The sequence below is a fragment of the Nocardia sp. NPDC004711 genome (assembly GCF_053601595.1).
The window spans coordinates 33,600-50,692 of the sequence record NZ_JBSGCB010000002.1; the positions used below are offsets into that span (position 1 = coordinate 33,600).

Below are 17,093 nucleotides of genomic sequence, written 5' to 3' on the forward strand. Positions count from 1 at the left end.
GGCAACCGCACGGACATTCGCGATATGTGATGCTGACGTTTGGTTTTCGACGGAGGAGGGTGGACGTGCGCGGTAGCCGTCCGAGCGAGGAGCAGTTGCGGCACAGTTTCGAGTCCGCGCTGGCCGCTGCCCGGCAGGGACTCGGCGTGCGCAGCGCGACCGGCCTCGACGCCCCCACCAAGGAGGCCCTGTGGGCCATCGCCCGCTCCCACCCCGATATCCCGGACGCCATGATCGCCGCCGCCGAGCGATCCTTCGTCGGCCAGCTGGACGGCAGTAATGCCGATCGCTGGCGCGCGGAGATGTCCCGACGGATCGCCGAATTCGATGCGGCGACCGAGAGCTAGTGGCGGCACAGGAGACGATCGCGTGACGATTTCGCAGGAGAACAACGGAAACCCGGCTGCGACACCGGAATCCGCCCCGGGCGAGGACGCCCCGGACTTCGACGGTCTGGCCGCCGTCATCGGCGTCGAGGAACCCGATGCCGAGCCCGCCCCCGATATCGGCTTCAGCATGACCGCCGCCGAACCGGATATCCCGCAGCGGGCCCGCGCCCTGGCGCACCGCCTCGCCCAGCAGCTGCGCGACCAGGGCCCGGAGGGCTGGACGCGGGTGCACGCCGCCTTCTCGCTCACCGTGAGCGGTCACCGCGCGCGCATCGACTACTCCGACGACGAGCAGCGCCACGCGCAGCTGCCCGCCACCCCGGAGATCATGGACCTGGTGGTCCAACACCGCAGGCTCGCCGCCGAACTGGGCGACCCGTGGTGGCGGCTGGAACTGCGGGTGACCGCGGCGGGCGAGCTCACCGTCGACCACGACTACGGCGACGAGCCCTTTCCGGCCGACCAGATGCTCGCGCCCCAGGACTATCTGGCCGATCTGGTGGCCTTCCCCCGCGACAGCCTGCCGACCTGGCTGGCCGCCCTGCTGCGCCACGACGACCGCCAGTCCCGGACACCACACCAGGCCGCGGCCGCGGCGCGCGCGGATCGGGAATCCGGCTATTTCCCAACGGTTTCGGAGAACGACTTCCCGAATCTGCCGGTGCTGTGGGCGCGTTGGGCCGCCATCGCCGCCGCGTTCGTGGCGGTCGGCTCCGAATGGGGCCCGCGCGTGCTCCCGTCCTTCGGCTGGTTCGAGGGCTCGCGCCGCTCGGGCGCGTCCCTCTACCTGCTGCCCGGCGGTCGCGCCGTGCTGTCCGGCGGCGTCTGGAACGCCCCGGAACTGGTGGCCGCCTACGACAATCAGACCCCGCTGCCGAACCTGTACGCCGGTGCCCCGGCGTGGGTCGCCAACCCGGTGCTGAACACCCGGGCCAGCGGCGGCATGCTGACCTTCTGCTACTGGTGGGAGCGCGGCCGCTGGTATCGCGGCGCGTCACCGGCCGCCGCCGACCTCGCCCCCGCGGTTCCCGGCATCTGGACCGCCGCCACCGTCGTCGGGGTGATCAGCGATCTGGTCGCCGCCGACCCGACCGACGAACAGCGTTCCGCGGTGGCCGAATTCGTCGCCGCCGCCGAGCGTCGCGACGTCACCCAGGCCGTGCTGGAGGCTGCGTTCGGCGAGCGCGATCTGGACGCCGCCCACTACCAGCTGGCCATGGCCGGGGTGTCGCGCATCGGCCCGGAACCGCTGCCGGAGCCGGAGGCACTGGACGCCGTGCGCCACCACCTCCGCACCGAGGACATCGACACCACCGCCTATCCGCTCGATCGGCTGCGCGCGGAACGACTTCCGGTCGGCTGGATGGTCTATGTCCCCACCGAATCCGAGGAGCCGGTCATCGACCGTGCCCTCTACTACGTCGCCGACGATGGCGTGGTGGAGGCGACGACCTCCAGCATGCCCGCGTCGGTCTACCTGCCGGGCCTGGAAAGGCGTTTCCGCCAACGACATTCGCAGTGAAGCGGGTCGGACGAATGGGGAATATGTGTCGGCGGCCCGTAATCTTTCATGCGTTGGTCGAGTTAGGAGCGGTACATGGGTGACGGCGACAAGTTCTACAACCCTTGGCGCGATCTTTCCGCGGACTCGCACGCGAAACACGACCGCCTGCAGCTGGATCCGGGTTCGGCCGAGGCGGGCGCCAAGTACGCCGCCGAGGCCATCACCTCGCTGAACGCGGCCAAGGGCTACACCTACCTTCTCAACCAGTACACGGGCTTCAGCGACAACAGCATCCTGCAGTCGGCGCTGAACCTGGAGGACCGGTTCGCCAAGGAGGGCGGGCGGGTCGGCGGCATCATCGACGACTACATCACGATGCTGAACTCCATGGGCGACACCTTCGTGGCCGCGGGCAAGACCTACCGGATGACCGACGACCAATCGAAGTCGGACTTCGACGCCATCAAGACCCAGGCGAATGTCGACGTGACGTTCGACGGCATCCCGCTCGACGGCGCGACGGCCCTGGACAGCTGGTCGGACTCGTCCTCCCCGACACCCTCGGACGCGAACGGAATGGGCGACATGGCCGCGGTCGGGAAGGCGACCTCGGGCCGCTACACCGATGCCATCGGTTCCGAGGACCCGTCCCATCATGACGGCAAATGGTTCTTCGATGTGGGCCAGGGCATCCATCCGACGCCGATCGCCGACCGCAGCGCGCTGTGGAAGTGGATCGCGCAGGTGATCTCCTCGTCCTTCGAGACCCTCTCCGGCTGCGTCAAACGCCTGGAGTCCGACGGCCACTGGACGGGCAAGGGCGCCGATGCCGCGGTCGCGGCATCGCAGCAGTTCGAGGCCCAGGCCAAGGCCTTCTCGACGGATCTGTACGCCATGTCCGAGAACCTGCTCTACACCGCGACCTGGCTGAACCAGACCAAGGCGGCCATGCCGACGATCTGGGACGACAGCTACCGCGGGACCTCGACCGAGACCTACATCATCAATACCGGCACGGCCGCCTTCACCGCGTGGTACATCCCGGGAATCGGCAACTCCAGCACCACGATTCCGATCCTGGTGGATCCGACCGCTCCGCCGAAGAACGACAACTCGGGATCCCCGCGCAACGACTACACCGGGCCCGGGCCCGACAACAAGAGCGGCGGCCCGCGCGGCAATGTCTCGCCGAGCGGTCCGGGGGGCGGCGCGGGTGACCCGAGCGCGAAGAAGCCGGGCGGCAAGACCGATCCCAAGGGCGCTCATCCGGGCAAGGACGATCCGAAGAACAAGGACGCCAAGGACCCGAACGGCAAGGATGCCAAGGATCCCAACGGCAAGGACGCCAAGGATCCCAACGGCGGCAAGACCGACCCGACGGGTAAGAACCCGAACGGCACGTCACCGAACGGCTCGAATCCCGATGGCACCAACTCGAATTCGTCGAATCCGAGCTCCTCGTCGAACACGGGTCAGTCCGCGCTCTCGGGCCTGCAGAGTGCGCTGCAGTCGATGACGTCGCAGGGGTCGCAGACCACCGACCAGAAGAAGGCACAGGACCTGAAGGACGCGCTGAAGGATTCCCCGCTGACCAATCTGCTCGACAATCTCAAGACGCCGGGGGGCGGTTCCCCCGGCGGTGGCGGCCCGGGCGGCTCCCCGATCAAACCGCTGGCTGAGGTGGCCAACGCCCGGCTGTTCCCCCGTGCGGCCGTGGCGGAGGAAGCGATCGACGGCAGCATCGCCGGAGCCGCCCGCGCGGGTGTGGCTTCCGGTTCCGCCGCGGGCGGCATGGGCGGTGGCGGCATGGGCGGCATGGGTCACGGCGGTGGCGGTGCGCACGGTGGCCAGGGCAAGGAGCACAAGCGTCCCGAGTTCCTGGACTCCAGCGAATACCTGGACGAGGCGATGGGCACCGCGCCCATCGTCGCCAAGCCGGTGGTCGAGGGCTGAATCCGTGCTTCGGACCTGGAAGTTCACCGATCTCGAGTTCCTGTCGCTGTGGCAGGGCCTGGAGGAGGAGTTCCTGCCGTACCCGCTGACCTTCGCCAGCCGCACCGAGTGGTGGGACGACCATCTGGCGAACATGGCGCGCGCCCGGGAGAGTCTGCTGACCCGCGAGGCCGACTACGCCGCGGTGCTGCAGGCGATGCTGATGCCGGAGGTGCGCGTCGAGGTGGAGGGCTGGGACGGCCGGGAGCTGCTCTCCGCGTCCGCCCGCATCCGCCTGCTGGGCGTCCGGTCGGGCGACGCCGGCTACCTGCTGGTGCAGCATCCGGGCGAAACCTACCGGCACGGCAGCGGTTTCACGCTCTCGGAGTTCTATGCCGAGGAGCTGGCCGAACGGGTGGTGGCGGCGCTGCCGGACACCCCGGCGGGCCGCGACTTCGGTGATCTGGTGCTCGCCGAGACCGAGGACACCGACGACACCGACTACGACTTCGGCATGTCGCCCGCGCACGAAACCCTGGAGGGAACGGTCGTCACCCGCGCCGCCGACTTCCTGGCGGCACCCGCGCCGAGCATGGGCACCATCGATGTGGTGCAGGGCCGTTCGCGTTTCGGCCCGCGCGGCATCGCCCGCTACCGCCTGGAGTGGCGCGACCTGGAGGACGACGGTCGCTATGTGGTCACCGGCGAGCATCCCCCGGTGGCCGCCGCGGCCGACCGCCGCCGCCTGGTGACCACCCTGAATGCCCATATCACCGAGGTGGTGCAGGTGATCGCCGATGAGTGAAGGAAACAGCGTGCCCGTGGCATCCTCGGACTTCCCGACCGAGTTCACGCTGTCCTCGCGGACCGGCTCGATCGTGGTGACCACCACGGAACAGGGCCTGCCCCGGGCACTTTCGGTGGAACGCGATCGTCTGCGCGAGGACCCGGAGCTGCTGGCCGCGGAGATCCTGCGCCTGTGCCGCCAGTCCGCGGCCCGCGCCGGGATCGAACGCCGCGCCCAATTGAAGGCCGCCGGTCTGGCGCCCGAACTGCTGGCCCTGACCGGCCTGCCGACCATGGAGGAGGTGACCCGCCAGGAATATGTCGAGGAACAGGAGTACGAGACGGAGCCCGACAGCTGGCTGCGCCCGATCTGAGCCGATCCGGTCCGCGCCCGCCCATCCGGTTAGGGTGGTCCCGTTCGATCAGAGGCCGACCGGCCGTGTCATGACCCCCGCGACGGAGTAGACGATGCGAATCAGCCGCGATCAGGTGGAGCTCGACGACTACGGGCGCATCTGCTATGAGGACGAGCCCTACACCGGCGAGGTCGAGAAGTACGCGGACAACGGGCAACTGGTGCTGTTGTTCACCTACGACGACGGCGTCGAGGACGGACCCCAGCACGAGTGGTGGCCGGACGGCAGCAAGCGGTCCGAGGGCGTGACCCGCATGGGCTCCGCGGTGGGGGAGTGGCAGTACTGGTACGAGAACGGCCACCTCAAGGAGCGGGTGGTGCTCGACGACCAGGGCCGGGTGCTGGTCCGGCAACGCTGGAACGCCACCGGTGAACAGACCATGGACAAGACGACCCGCCGATGACCAAATTCACGGTGCGGCAACATCATCCGCTACGAGCCAGGTAACCTGCGGAATACTTGGCGTTCACCGGACCGTTGGGCTGTTCGTGAACTCTTCGCTATACCGGGCGAATATCCGCTCTGTATAGTTCAATTCGAAATGATCTTCCTGATGGGGGTCTCATGAGCCACCTCGTTGCCACACCGGACGCGATTCGCGCCTACGGAGAGGCCTCGGCCACGATGGCGAGCGCCGTCGCCGGTGCCGCCGCGGTCGACCAGGTCGCCACGGTCGCCGGGCTGGTGCCGGTGTTCGGGCTGATCGGTCAGGACTTCTTGCTGAGTTACGCAGGCGCACAGGGCAATCACCTGACGTCGGTCGCCGAACTCGCCGCCGTGCACGCGGGGACGGCGGTCACCGCCTACCAGGCGGCGGCCGATTACGAAGCCGTCGACGACGCCGCCGGAGTCGATTTTCTCTCCCTATCGCGGGACCTGTGAGTACGCCCTTCGACCAGGGCTCGACCGGCGCCGTGCAGGCCACGCCCGCTGCGGCGAGCGCCCAGTCGGTGGCGGATGCCTTGCGCGACACCAACTTCGCACCGCTGCTGGACAGCCCGGTCGGCGACGTCCTGCAGACGCTGGGCCTGCCCGCGCTGCCGCAACTGCCGGCCATGCCGCCGCTGCCGGATATGCCGCCGCTGCCGACCCTGGATCTGACCGCGCTCACCAAGCCGCTCACCGATCTGGCGTCCGCGTTCGGCACCGGCCAGCTGGGTCAGGGGCTGGACGCGTCGAAGATGCTCTCGGGCGTCTCGAGCGCACTGCAACAGGTGATGTCGATCGCCCAATCGGTCATGTCGCTGGCCGGCTCGAATTCGTGGCAGGGCTCCGGCGCGACCGGCGCGGCCGAGAAGGGCACCGCGGCCCAGACCAACGCGCTGGAGCTGGAAGGCCAGAACCTGCACCAGAAGACGGTCATGGCCGGCGCGGCGACCTCGGTGGCCACCGGCGCGGCCCTGATGTCGGCCATCATCACCAAGTTCGTCACCGGTGTCACGGTGGCGGCACCCTTCATCGGCACCCCGCCCGGACAGGCGTTCCTGCTGTCCCTGGCCAGCGAGACTGCGGCCGAGGCGACCGCGGTGGTGGCCAAGACCCGCACCGAGATGACGGTGCACAGCGCCAATATGACCACGGCCGGACAGAAGGTCAAGGTCACCGACGCCCCGAAGGGCGTGGACTCGCTCTCGCAGGTGTCACAGCTGCTGGGCCTGATCTCCCCGCTGAGCAGCGCCGCGAGCACGGGCGTGCAACAGCTGCAGCAGCTCCAGTCCATCAGCCAGACCTTCGACGTGCAGCCGACGCCTGATGCGGAACCGGTTGCCGCGCGGACGGATTCGGGCGCACTCGGTGGTGGCGGACTCGCGCCGATGGGCGGTCTGGGTGGCCTGGGCACGCCCTCGGCGCCGCTCGGCCAGGCCAGCCCCCGCACCATGAGCGCGACCACCACGCCGCCGGTCCCCGCGCCCGTGCCGATGCCGGCCACCGGCGCGTCCGGCATGGGTGGTGGCATGGTGCCACCCATGGGCGCCGGCGCGGCCGCGCAGGCCGGTGACGCCGATGAAGAAGTGCGCACCACTATGGTCACCGCCGAGCACGGCGACGAGGTCGTCGGCGAGCTGGGCTACACCGGTGTCCCGGTGGTCGGCGCGGTCGGCACCAACGGCCCGCGTCCGGCCCAGTGAACCGGGTCGATGTTTGTCGGCGCGAGCGGGTAGGATTCGCGCGGAAAGGGAGGGACGATGAGCGAATTCAACTTGGGCGGTGTGCGTTTCGACGCGGACACGGTGCTGTCCGCCGCCGCTGACCTGGATGCCATGGCCGATCGGCTGGAGGCCGCCCTGGGTGCGGACACCCAGGCCCTCTCGGTGCCCGCCGCGGGCTCCGACAAGGTGTCACTCGCCGCGGCCGACACGCTCACCACGGTCGGCGCGTCCTTTGTGACGCAGAGCGGACTCGGCGTGGACGAGCTACGCAAGCTGGCCGCCGTGGTGCGCAATCAGGCGAACACCTTCGGCCAGGTCGAGGTCGACAACTCCACGGACTTCACCAACCTCTGACCGGCGGCGGAGCCCCGAGAGTTGGGCTACTCAGAGCGGCGGCGCGGAGGGGTGCTCGATGCGGGCGGGCATGGGGTCGCCTGCATCCGATTCCGGGTCGAACGGCGGTGTCGTCCCGGCCAGGCTGAGGTATCCGTTCACGCTTTGGGTGAGGGCGAATCCGTATCCGTCAGGTGTATTCGCATAGCCGCTGCGCGGCATCACCTCTCGCCCGATGCGCGTCGACCAGCCCTGTTCGCTCCACGCCCGCAGCACCAGATCGAAGTACCGATCCGACGCCTCGGGCGCGGTGCCGAGCACCCAGTACCGGATGTCCAGGAATTTCGGCCCGTCGTCGGGATCGTTGCCGTCCCAGGACAGTGCGACGCCGTCGTGGAACACCGCCTTGGGCAGGTCCGGATGGCGCAGCGCCAGTGCCATTTCCGTGGGTAGCGCCCGCAGCGTCGCCTCGAAGTGCCGCACAAGCTGCGCGCGGGCGGCGGCCTGCGTTGTCACTGTCGGCATTCCGTCCTCCTCTCGTTGATTCAACCGGGTGTCGATTGCCTCGGGTGCCCGACCACTCAGCCCAGCAGGTGGGTCCTGCCGGTGATGATCAGTCCCAGGCTGTCCCAGGATGGCTGATGGTTGGAATTGAAGTAGTTCTTGCCCCCGTGGTCGTCCGGGTTCCAGCCGAGCCGCGTCCGGCTGGGGGTGGTGCCGGACTCGAAAACCCTAGCGCCGAACTCCGGATCGGTCGGTGCGGGACCGTGGGTGGGCGGCATCATTACCAGCGAGTCGTACTCGGCCAGGGTCGCGAACACATGATCGCCGGTCTCGGCCGGATCGACACCGGTCAGGCGCAGATCTCCGACATTGGTGACGCCGGTGCCGAAGCTGCCGATGAAAACCATTGCGTCGGTGTTCAGTTCGTGTCCGTGCCCGGCCGCGTGCCCCGCGGTGACGGCGCCGTAGGAGTGCGCGAAGGTGGTGATGTTCGCGGGCGGTCCCTGATGGGTGACGCGCAGCCCGTCGTGGAACTCCCGCACCTTGGCCGCGCCGCCCTCGGCGTGCTCGGAATGCATGGCCTGGATCAGCGAATTCGGGTTGTTGTAGGCACCGAACAGAATCACCGACGTCTCCGCGTGCGGATCGATCGCCAGGGCGGCCTGCCGCACCTGCGCCAGCGTCTCGAGCGCGTAGCCGACACCGCTGCGCCGCCGGAACGCGCCCGCGATTTCGACGACCACGTGGTCGGCGGTATCGGGATCGCCCAGGGCATAGATGTACTGGAGCTTCTCGTCGATATAGGCGAGGTGGACCTCGGGCATGCCTTCCTTGGTCCTCAGGTCGAGGTAGTTCTCCCGGATGTCCCGAATGATGTCCAGGCGGTCCTTGATCAGCTTGCGCTCGGCCAGGGTGTGCGGTGTCTCCGGTTCGGCCTGAGCCCGCAGCATGTCCTGCTCGGTCTGGTGCCGCAGCATCTCGAGGGTCTGCCGGTTGTACCGGTCGCGATCGGCATGCGGTATGCCGTCGCGGTTTCCGATGAACGGATCCGCGTGGTGCCAGGCGTCCTTCTCCTCGGGGGAGAGGTGCTGCCAGGCCTCGTGCAGCTGCGCCGGATCGGTCGGCAGCCGGTGGTCCGGATCGGTGGGCAGCCCGACCTCCGGTACCGGCGTGTGGGCGGGGTATTCCTCCGTGCCGGGCGGCCACCGGAACCAGCGTTCGCCGGTGCGGACGTCTTCGACCGTATGGTGGTCGCCCACGAGCCGGATCGGTCCGGAGTCCGTTGCGGGGCCGCCTGTTTCGTGTGCCTGCGCGGGATGGTCCGCCATTTCGCGCAGGTGCTCGAGATAGCCCGCCATTTCGCGTCGGTACTCGATGTGGGTCTTCATCACGGCCCCGTGGGTCGGGATGGACAGGAAGTCGAGCGCGTCCGCCGCCCGGCGTTCGAGCCGGACCGTCTCGACGTGCTCCCGATCGACGGCCGACAATTCGGTGTCGCGGCGGCCGACATCGGCGAGCAGCTTGTCGACCCGGTTGCGCGCGTGCTCGCCGAGGTGTTCGGCGACGATCGCGCGGCGCTCGGCCGCGCCCGGTGTGCCCTCCCGCAATCCGAGTTGCTCGACCAGGGCCAGCGCTTCGCGACGGGTCTCGTCGTGGCCCTCCGGCAGCCGTTCGGCCAGCTCGTGCAACTGCCGGATGCGGCCGAGATCGTGCGCGGTGGGAGCGGCGTCGTGATCGACAGGTCCCGGTCGCAGGATGCCCGGATCCGGAATACGCGCCTGGTCGATCAGCCGTGCCAGATCCGGATCATGCTGTGCCAGTAGCCGTTCCACGGTGGGCGCGTGCTCCGGATCGTGCAGTCCCAGGTGGTACATCAAATCGTTGAGATCGCGGCGCAGGGGCGCCAGGGCATTGGGTTTGACGCGCTCCGCGACGCCTTCGCCGATCTGCTCGACCAGCACCCGGAGTTCGGCGAAGCGGCCGCCCAGATGTGAGGTCATTCGCGTCGGCCGATCGTCGACCGGATCGATGACCACGTTCTCGTCCTGTGCCAGCCGGATCTCGGCCAGCTCGTGCGCGACGGCCCGAACGACATCCTCGTCCCGGGCATGCGGGGAAACCTTGACGTCGTACCCGGTGATGTGCCCGGATTCGTCTGTGCGCGCGCGGAATTCGGCGACGGCATTGTCGGTGGTCGGGCCGACGCCCACGGTGATGTCGATCGGGCGGCCGTCGTGCGTCATCTCGAATCGACCGGTGTCGTGGTTCCACGCCACGCCCTCGGGCTCGATGAGCCGCAGATTGCCCTCGACCTTGCCGACCACGGATTCCAATGTCAGATCCGCCATCCCGGCCGGGCGCGCGTCACCGCGGAATTCGCCGACCGGACTCGCCGTGCCGTGCTCGGCCGGCGGATCCGCGTGCGGAGCCTCGATCGGGGTCGTCCGCTCCTCGGCACGTGAAGCCGCGGCGGGATCTACCGGCTCCCCGGTGGGTGAAGCCTCAACGGGGTGAGCGGGTTCCGCTGTCGGCGGGAGCCCGCGCGGTTCGGACGGTCCGCCGGGCGGATCCAGGGCGGACCGCGATGGGCGGAATTCATCGACAAGGTTCTCGGGTCCCGAGGGGAAGTCGGCGTAGCGGCCACTGAAGTTGTGGCATTCGCCCATGCTGTGGTTGCAGTTGGCGCAGTACGGGGTGGCCTTCGGTGCGTCGCCCTCGAACGGTTTGTAGGTCTGGGAATACATTTCGCCCAGGGCTTCCGGGCCGGTGGGCATTTCGGGCCGCCCTTGCCTGCGGAGTTCCAGGTTCGCCCGCTCCCGCGCCCACAGCGCCGCATTGGCGGCCTTGACTTCGGCGTGGCCCCAGGGCCGGTCGAAGTGCGGGTAGGGCCGAACCCCTTCGGGATAGCCGGGATAGGTCTTGCTCTCGGGTCTGCCGTCGCGGCTCAAGTTGGGGTAGCCACCCTCCGGACGCGCCAGCCCGGCGGCCTTCATCGCGTCGATATTGGCCTGCAGCGTGGGATGGCGCTCGTCCTTCGGGACGACCTCGTTCTGCTTGCCGTTGATCCCTTCGTAGGCGATACCGGTCCGCAGGTCGACCACCGCGGCGGTGACGTTGCCGTGCGACTTCGGGCCCACGTAGGTGCCGTCGGCCTGAGCCTTGGCCACTCGCTTCTGTGTCTTGACCGGCTTCTCGCCCGGCTGCTGCGAGAACTCATCGGCCGCGGCACGGATCTTGGCGGCCCGCTCGCGCGCGATCTTGTCGACATGCTCCTCGACGGGCCTGCCGTCGACGGTGGCGATGAGTTCGCCGATCTTCCCGATGCCACCAGGATGCTCGTTCAGGTCCGCGAGCGGCTTGGTGTCCGTGGTGGTCGGGGCCGCCTCATGATCGTGCGTGTGCACAGTCTGCGGATGTAGGTATGCCTCAGGGATATTCGGGTGCGCGTGACCGGCATCGTGCCCGCCCTGCTCTTCGAGCTCGTAGCGGTGCGCGAGCTGAGCATCGTGCTCGGTCAGCAGTCGGCGCACGGTGTCGGCATGGGTGGGATCGTGCATGCCGAGGTGGTCGGCGAGCTCGCGCAGGTCCCGGCGCAGACGCGGAAGTTCGTGCGCGTGCGCCGGATCGGCGTTCGCGCGGTCGATGTGCTCGGTGAGCACCCGCATTTCGGCGAACCGGCCGCCCAGGTGGCTGGTCATCGTCGAGGGGCGATCATTGTGCGGGTCGACGAGGATGTGCGGGTCCTGTGCCAGCCGGATCTCGGCCAGTTCGTGTGCGAGCGCGCGTGGCACGTCCACATCGCGTGCGCGTTCCGAGAGCACCACCTCGTAGCCGGAACCGTCTGCCCGCGCATGGAATTCGGCCACGTTGCCGTCTTTGGTGGCGCCGATCCGGACGTCGACGGTGCGGCCGTCGGGGAGCCGGAAGTGCTGTTCGTCGTGGTTCCACACGACGTCCTCCGGGGCGATGTGCCCCAGATTCTCCCGGATCTGCTCGTGGACGAATTCCGGTTGGAGGTGCTCCGTGCCCTCGCGGGCATCGCCGTGGAAGTCGCCGATCGGGCTCGCGTTCCCGTGCTCGTGTGTCCCGGGGGCGTCCGGCTCGTAGGAGATGGTCCAGCGATGCTCGGGCTGTGGCGGCGAGTATTCGGCCATCCGCTCGTGCGGCAACTTGTTGCTGCCGCCCGCGTCGATTGTGTAGTAGTAGTCCCGGTTTCCGGGATGCTCGAAATCCTTTTCCTCGATGAGCTTGAACGGGTTCGCACCTTCCCGGTGCGCCCCTTCCAGCGCCTCCCACAGCTTGGTGCCCAGAATGTGGTAGCGAGTACCGGGATCGCCGCCGACCTTGTCGGGTTTCATGTCCCACTGGATCTCGACGCGTCCGCCGGGCGCGAGGATCTCCGAAAGATGCCCGGCGATGGCGTGATACGCCGCATCCGGGAGTTTGGCGCTGACATTGTTGATGAAGACCCGCGCGATATCACCGCCGAGCAGGTGGCCATTGCCCAGCATGTCGCCGTACACCATGACGGTGCCGGGTTCCATGAGCGGCCCGGCGTCGAGCAGGCCCAGATCACGGCGGCGCTGGGCGCCGATCGCGGCATCCGCGAGTTCGGTCTTGATGATCAGCCCGCCGCCGGCGCGGTCGGCCGCCGGGGTCATCTCGACCGCGAATGCGCCGCGGCCGACACCGACATCGATGGTGTGACCACCCGCCGCGGCCGCGGGAACCGAGGGCCGTGGCTGGCGCTCGATGGGCTCGTTGTGCTCGCCGAACCGATACTGCTCCAGCGGAAGCCGATGCTGTGGCTGCGGGCGGGGCATCACCTCGACCGTGGACAGGCCGTCGACCGCATCGTGCAGGACGACTGTGTACTCGATATTGAGCCCGTGCTCGGCCGCCGCGCGGTTGGCGCGGTCGATGCCGCGCAGGAAGTCCGTGAGGGTGGTGTGCTCTCCGCCGACGTCCATCCGCCCGGTCGCGTGATCGATGGTGGCGGTGATGCGGTCGGGCGCGGTCGCGAAAGCATCAGCGGCGGCGTGCATCTGCGCGAAGCGTTCCGGGCCGAGGGCATCGCGCGCCGCCTGCGGCATGCCGTCGTGGAAGCCGTCGATGGCCCGATGGATGGCAGCGGCCTGCTCCGGGCCGCGCAGGGTCGGATGGTTGATGGCCGCATTGATCGGATTGAGCGCCTTCAGCAGGCCGGGCACCTGGCCCCGGGCGGGCCTGGCCTCCTCCTCGAAGAGCCGCTCGAATAGGCGCCGCGAAAGCTCCTCGCGCATACGGCCGTTCAAGCCCTGCTCCTCGGCGCGCAACAGATCGCCGGCGTGCTCGCCGGTCATCAGTTCACGCAGCCGGGCGAGATGATTCTCCGCGGCGTGCTGGAATTCGTCCTCGGTGAGGTGCTGGTTGAAGGTCGGCCGATCGGAGAGGACGCCCGCCTGTTCGAGCGCTATCCGGTGTGCGAGGTCCGGATCGTGCGCGGCCAGTAGGCGTTCCACGGTCGGTGCGTGCGCCGGATCGTGGAATCCGAGGTGGTCCATGAGATCGTGCAGGTCATGGCGCAGCCCGGGCAGCTCGGCGGCCCGGGCCGGATCCATGACGGCTCGATCGACATGGGCGGTGAGCGTGCGCAATTCGGCGAAGCGGCCGCCCAGGTGCGTGGACATGCGGGTGGGCCGATCGTCCCGCGGATCGATCAGGATGTCGTCGTCCTGCGACAGGCGTATCTCGGCCATTTCGTGTGCGAGCGCGCGCACGACGTCCTCGTTGCGAGCCTTGTTCGACACCCGCACGTCGTAACCGTCCGCGCTGGGCTCGAATTCGGCCACATGCCCGTTCGAGGTCTCACCGACCTCGATCCGCACGATGCGCCCGTTCGACAGGACGAAGTGGTTCTCGTCCGGATTCCAGGCCACCCCTTCGGGGGCGATGAGTCGCAGATTGTCCTGAATCTGCTTGTGCACGACATCGGGCGTGAGATCGCCCTCGGTGCGGGCATCTCCATGGAAATCGCCGACCGGACCCGCCGCGGCGACGTCGTATCTGCGTGAGTCCGCGGGTCGGGTGCGGTCCGCGTGCTGGGGCGGGTCGACGGGAATCGGGAGGATGGTCGCCCCGTCGGGGTGCGCGTTGGGCGAATCCGCGTGATCACCGGGCGATTCGTGGTGATCGCCGGGGCGCGTGGGCTCGCCGGACAGGTTCAGGAAATCGTTCGGTCCGCTCGCGTGCGCGTCCACGTGCTGCTCGTGGTCGCCGGTGGAGACCGGCTCGGCGCGCGGTGCGGTCGGTTCGACGCCGGTGCGGGTCGCCTGCACCGTGGCGTCCGGCCGGGTGGCGCGGTCGACCCCGGCGCGGGTGTCGGGGGTCCTGGGCGAGCTGCCGTCCGTGGGCTTGGGCGCCGTGCCGTCGGCCGGCCTGGCGGTGCTGCCGTCCGTCGGGGTCCGGAGCGGATCGCGCGGTGCGACAGGCGATTTGGCCGGGTCTCCCGCCGGTGCGCGAGCCTCGCCGGGTGCGCCGTGCGTGGACGAGGTCGTCGCGCCCTTGGCGGGTTCGCCGTCGGCGCGGGTGGTTCCGTCGTTCGAGAAGTTCGTCGCGGTCGTGGAATTCGCACCACTGGACGGATCCGAGGTGTGGTCCGAGACGGATTCCGGTGTGCGCGCATCCACCCCGGTGTCATGTGTACGAGCCGGATCCATCGCGGCCGTCGCGTCTCCGGCACGATGCTCCGGAGTGCCGCTCGCGTCGGGCCGCGCCGCGTCGCCGGATGGCGAGCCCGAGTGGTCGCCGACCGACTGGGTGTCGGCCGAACGCTGCGACGGGGAATCAGTTGCGCCGCCGTTGTCCTGCGCGTTCGCGTCCAGTCGCTCGCGCCTGCCGTCGGAGGTGAACGAGCCGTTGTTGTCGGACCGGTTGGAGTCGCCACCGTGGTCGGCCTGCTGGTCGTGTGCATGGTCGACGGGTGCCGGGCCGGCCGCCGTCGGGGCACTGGCCGCATGCAGCTGGGGGCCACCGGCCTGCTGACCGTTGTCGTCGCTCCGCTCGCCGGTCGAATCGCCCGGATTCCCGTGCTGTCCGTTGGCGCTGGGGTCGGCGGGGGTGCCGTGTTGTCCGTTGGCGTTCGGGTCCGCGGGAGTGCCGTGCTGTCCGACACTCGGGTCCCCGGCCGTATTGTGCCCGTTTCCGTTGGCGTCGGCTCCGGGGGTGTGCCCGTCCGGGGTGGTGCCCGGTTGGTCGAATGTGGCGGGTTTGGTGGTGGTTTCACCGGGGAGATGCGTGCTGCCGTCGCCGGTGTCGTGCCCCCGCATCGGGCCGTTGTGGTTGGTGTCGCCGTTGTATCCGTGCAGGCCGCTGGGTCCCGCCCCGCCGAACGCGCCGCCGGTCATGGAGCGCGGGTCGAAGCTCCAGTCGCCGTTGACCAGTCCATTGGCGAGCCAGCCCGCTCCGGCGCCGCCCACCCCGGCGGTCGCGCCGGTGAGCGCGCCGTTGAACGCGCCCTTCCAGCCGCCCATTTCGGTGGGCAGGGCGTGGTTCGCGCCGAAGCCGATCGCGCCGCCCGCACCGCCGGACAGTCCGGCGACCAGTGCGTTCTTCCCGATCGCGCCCCAGTCGAAGCCGTGCCCGTGCCCGTCCAGATTCTGGATGGACTCGACCAGCAGTTCCTGCGCGGTGGACTGGATGACGGAAGTCACCGCGCCCTGGCCGATCTCGTAGATGAGCTTCGGCAGGACCTGCTTCAGCAGCGCATTGGTGATCCGGCCTTCGATCATGCTCTCGATCCGCCTGACGAACCCCTCGCCCAGCTCACGGAACGCGATGCGCGCCGAGGCGAATACCGCGGCCTCCGATTCGGGCGCGAACGGCCCGGTGGCCGCGGCCCAGGCGAGCTCGCCCAGCAGCCACCCGCCCGCGATATAGAAGTTGAGCTTGGCCGACTGCAGTTGATCGCCGAATCCGTCGGCGGCCGTGGACAGCTGGCGGTAGTTGTCGCCGAATTCCTTGACCGAGCCGTGCCCGGAGTCGTCCCCGTAGCGCAGCGGCTTTAGCCATTTGATGATCTCTTCGCCGCCGGTGCCGTCCGGATAGGCCTTGTCGAGCGCACCGAGCAGGTGGTCGAGGTCCTGCAGTAGGTCGTCGGCCTGTCCCGCAACCGATTCCAGGTCACGGGCCATCTGCCACATGGTGTCTTCGTTGCCATGCGGCCATTCGGAGCCCACCAACCAGCTCAGCCATTCGAGCCACGATGGAAACTCCAGCGCCACAGGCCACCTCACGCCGGTCGGTTCTGATCTTGGCGAGACCGACTGTGCCACAAGGAAGCAGGTGAACTCAACACGAACGCCAGATGAGTTGCCGGTGACCGGCCCGGGTACACCCGGCGGTGATAGGGTCCGGCGGGAAGGAGGCCGCATGGGCGAGATTTCGGGAGCGCGGGCAGAACTGGACCGGCTGGGTGCGGTCCTGCGTGCGCAGCTGGTCGAGCTCATCACCGACCTGGCCCCGGAAACCAACCTCCGCCTGCTGTTTCTCGACGAGCCGACGATCGTCGGATGGAGCGAGCCACCGCGCTACCAGTACTCGGGCCTGATCCGCGGCGAGCGTCCCGCGACCGTCTCGGCCGCCGATATCGCCCGGCGCGCGGCCGCTCTCCTCGGCGCGGCGGGCTGGGAAGTCGGTGAGGCGCAGGACTCCACCGGTCCGAAACCCGCCGTGGTGGTCACCGGTCAGCGTGACGGCATCGGCATCGAAGTGCGTGTGGGCGACCATACTTCGGCGGTGATGTTCAGCGGCCGGACCCCGGCGCTGGCGCTCCGCGACCCGGAGGAGTTCCGGCTGCCGGACCCGGTGCGCACTCCCGAGACCCTGTCTCCCGGCTTCGTCCTCTGCTACGAGTGCGGCGGCCTGGGCTTCTGCCCGGAATGCGGTGGCCGGGGTCGGCTGCCCGACGGGGAGATGTGTCCCGAATGCTATGGGGCCCAAGTCTGCCCGATCTGCCAGGGCGCAGGCCAGCTGCTGATCTCGGAGCTGTCGCCCTACCAGCGCACCCACTATCCCGAATTGCGCGGGACCCCTGAGTAAT

At 69.0% G+C, this 17,093-nt stretch carries 12 protein-coding genes; 10 read left to right on the forward strand and 2 right to left on the reverse strand.

All coding sequences use genetic code 11. From position 1 onward, the window contains the following. Window positions 1-65: 65 nt before the first annotated feature. The 9 genes from ACWEKS_RS01745 to ACWEKS_RS01785 all read left to right on the forward strand — a co-directional run bounded on the left by ACWEKS_RS01745 (window position 66) and on the right by ACWEKS_RS01785 (window position 7,531). The gene (locus ACWEKS_RS01745) at window positions 66-347 is read left to right on the forward strand and encodes a hypothetical protein (protein ID WP_452338330.1); all 282 of its coding nucleotides are present in this window, start codon (window positions 66-68) and stop codon (window positions 345-347) included. 22 nt (window positions 348-369) lie between these two features. Next, the gene (locus ACWEKS_RS01750) at window positions 370-1,911 is read left to right on the forward strand and encodes a hypothetical protein (RefSeq protein WP_452338331.1); all 1,542 of its coding nucleotides are present in this window, start codon (window positions 370-372) and stop codon (window positions 1,909-1,911) included. 75 nt (window positions 1,912-1,986) lie between these two features. Then, the gene (locus ACWEKS_RS01755) at window positions 1,987-3,846 is read left to right on the forward strand and encodes a hypothetical protein (RefSeq protein ID WP_452338332.1); all 1,860 of its coding nucleotides are present in this window, start codon (window positions 1,987-1,989) and stop codon (window positions 3,844-3,846) included. A gap of 4 nt (window positions 3,847-3,850) precedes the next feature. Continuing rightward, window positions 3,851-4,630 carry an ESX secretion-associated protein EspG gene (locus tag ACWEKS_RS01760; RefSeq protein ID WP_452338333.1) on the forward strand — a complete coding sequence of 260 codons (780 nt, stop codon included), beginning with the start codon at window positions 3,851-3,853 and terminating at the stop codon, window positions 4,628-4,630. Next, complete coding sequence (locus tag ACWEKS_RS01765) at window positions 4,623-4,985, forward strand: hypothetical protein (protein WP_452338334.1); 363 nt, start codon at window positions 4,623-4,625, stop codon at window positions 4,983-4,985. The genes ACWEKS_RS01760 and ACWEKS_RS01765 overlap by 8 nt, the downstream gene beginning before the upstream one ends. 94 nt (window positions 4,986-5,079) lie before the next feature. Then, on the forward strand, window positions 5,080-5,430 hold the full coding sequence (locus tag ACWEKS_RS01770) for a toxin-antitoxin system YwqK family antitoxin (protein ID WP_379394533.1): 351 nt from the start codon (window positions 5,080-5,082) through the stop codon (window positions 5,428-5,430). A 161-nt stretch (window positions 5,431-5,591) separates the two neighbouring features. After that, on the forward strand, window positions 5,592-5,909 hold the full coding sequence (locus tag ACWEKS_RS01775; protein WP_452338335.1) for a type VII secretion target: 318 nt from the start codon (window positions 5,592-5,594) through the stop codon (window positions 5,907-5,909). Next, entirely contained in the window at window positions 5,906-7,156 is a 1,251-nt protein-coding gene (locus ACWEKS_RS01780; RefSeq protein WP_452338336.1) for a hypothetical protein, read from the forward strand. Before ACWEKS_RS01775 ends, ACWEKS_RS01780 begins: the two co-directional genes overlap by 4 nt. Window positions 7,157-7,213: 57 nt before the next feature. Continuing rightward, entirely contained in the window at window positions 7,214-7,531 is a 318-nt protein-coding gene (locus ACWEKS_RS01785) for a PE family protein (protein ID WP_452338337.1), read from the forward strand. A 30-nt stretch (window positions 7,532-7,561) separates the two neighbouring features. Here the strand turns inward: ACWEKS_RS01785 and ACWEKS_RS01790 are convergent, their stop codons facing one another. Together ACWEKS_RS01790 and ACWEKS_RS01795 are read right to left on the reverse strand one after the other, a co-directional pair. Then, entirely contained in the window at window positions 7,562-8,035 is a 474-nt protein-coding gene (locus ACWEKS_RS01790) for a hypothetical protein (protein WP_452338338.1), read from the reverse strand. A 56-nt stretch (window positions 8,036-8,091) separates the two neighbouring features. Further along, window positions 8,092-16,500 (reverse strand): alpha/beta hydrolase, encoded by an 8,409-nt coding sequence (locus ACWEKS_RS01795; RefSeq protein WP_452338339.1) that lies wholly within the window; start codon window positions 16,498-16,500, stop codon window positions 8,092-8,094. Here ACWEKS_RS01795 and ACWEKS_RS01800 point away from each other — a divergent pair. Then, window positions 16,424-17,092, forward strand: coding sequence for a hypothetical protein (locus tag ACWEKS_RS01800; RefSeq protein ID WP_452338340.1), 669 nt, complete (start codon window positions 16,424-16,426; stop codon window positions 17,090-17,092). The two genes, ACWEKS_RS01795 and ACWEKS_RS01800, sit on opposite strands and share 77 nt — an antisense overlap. Window position 17,093: the final 1 nt, after the last annotated feature.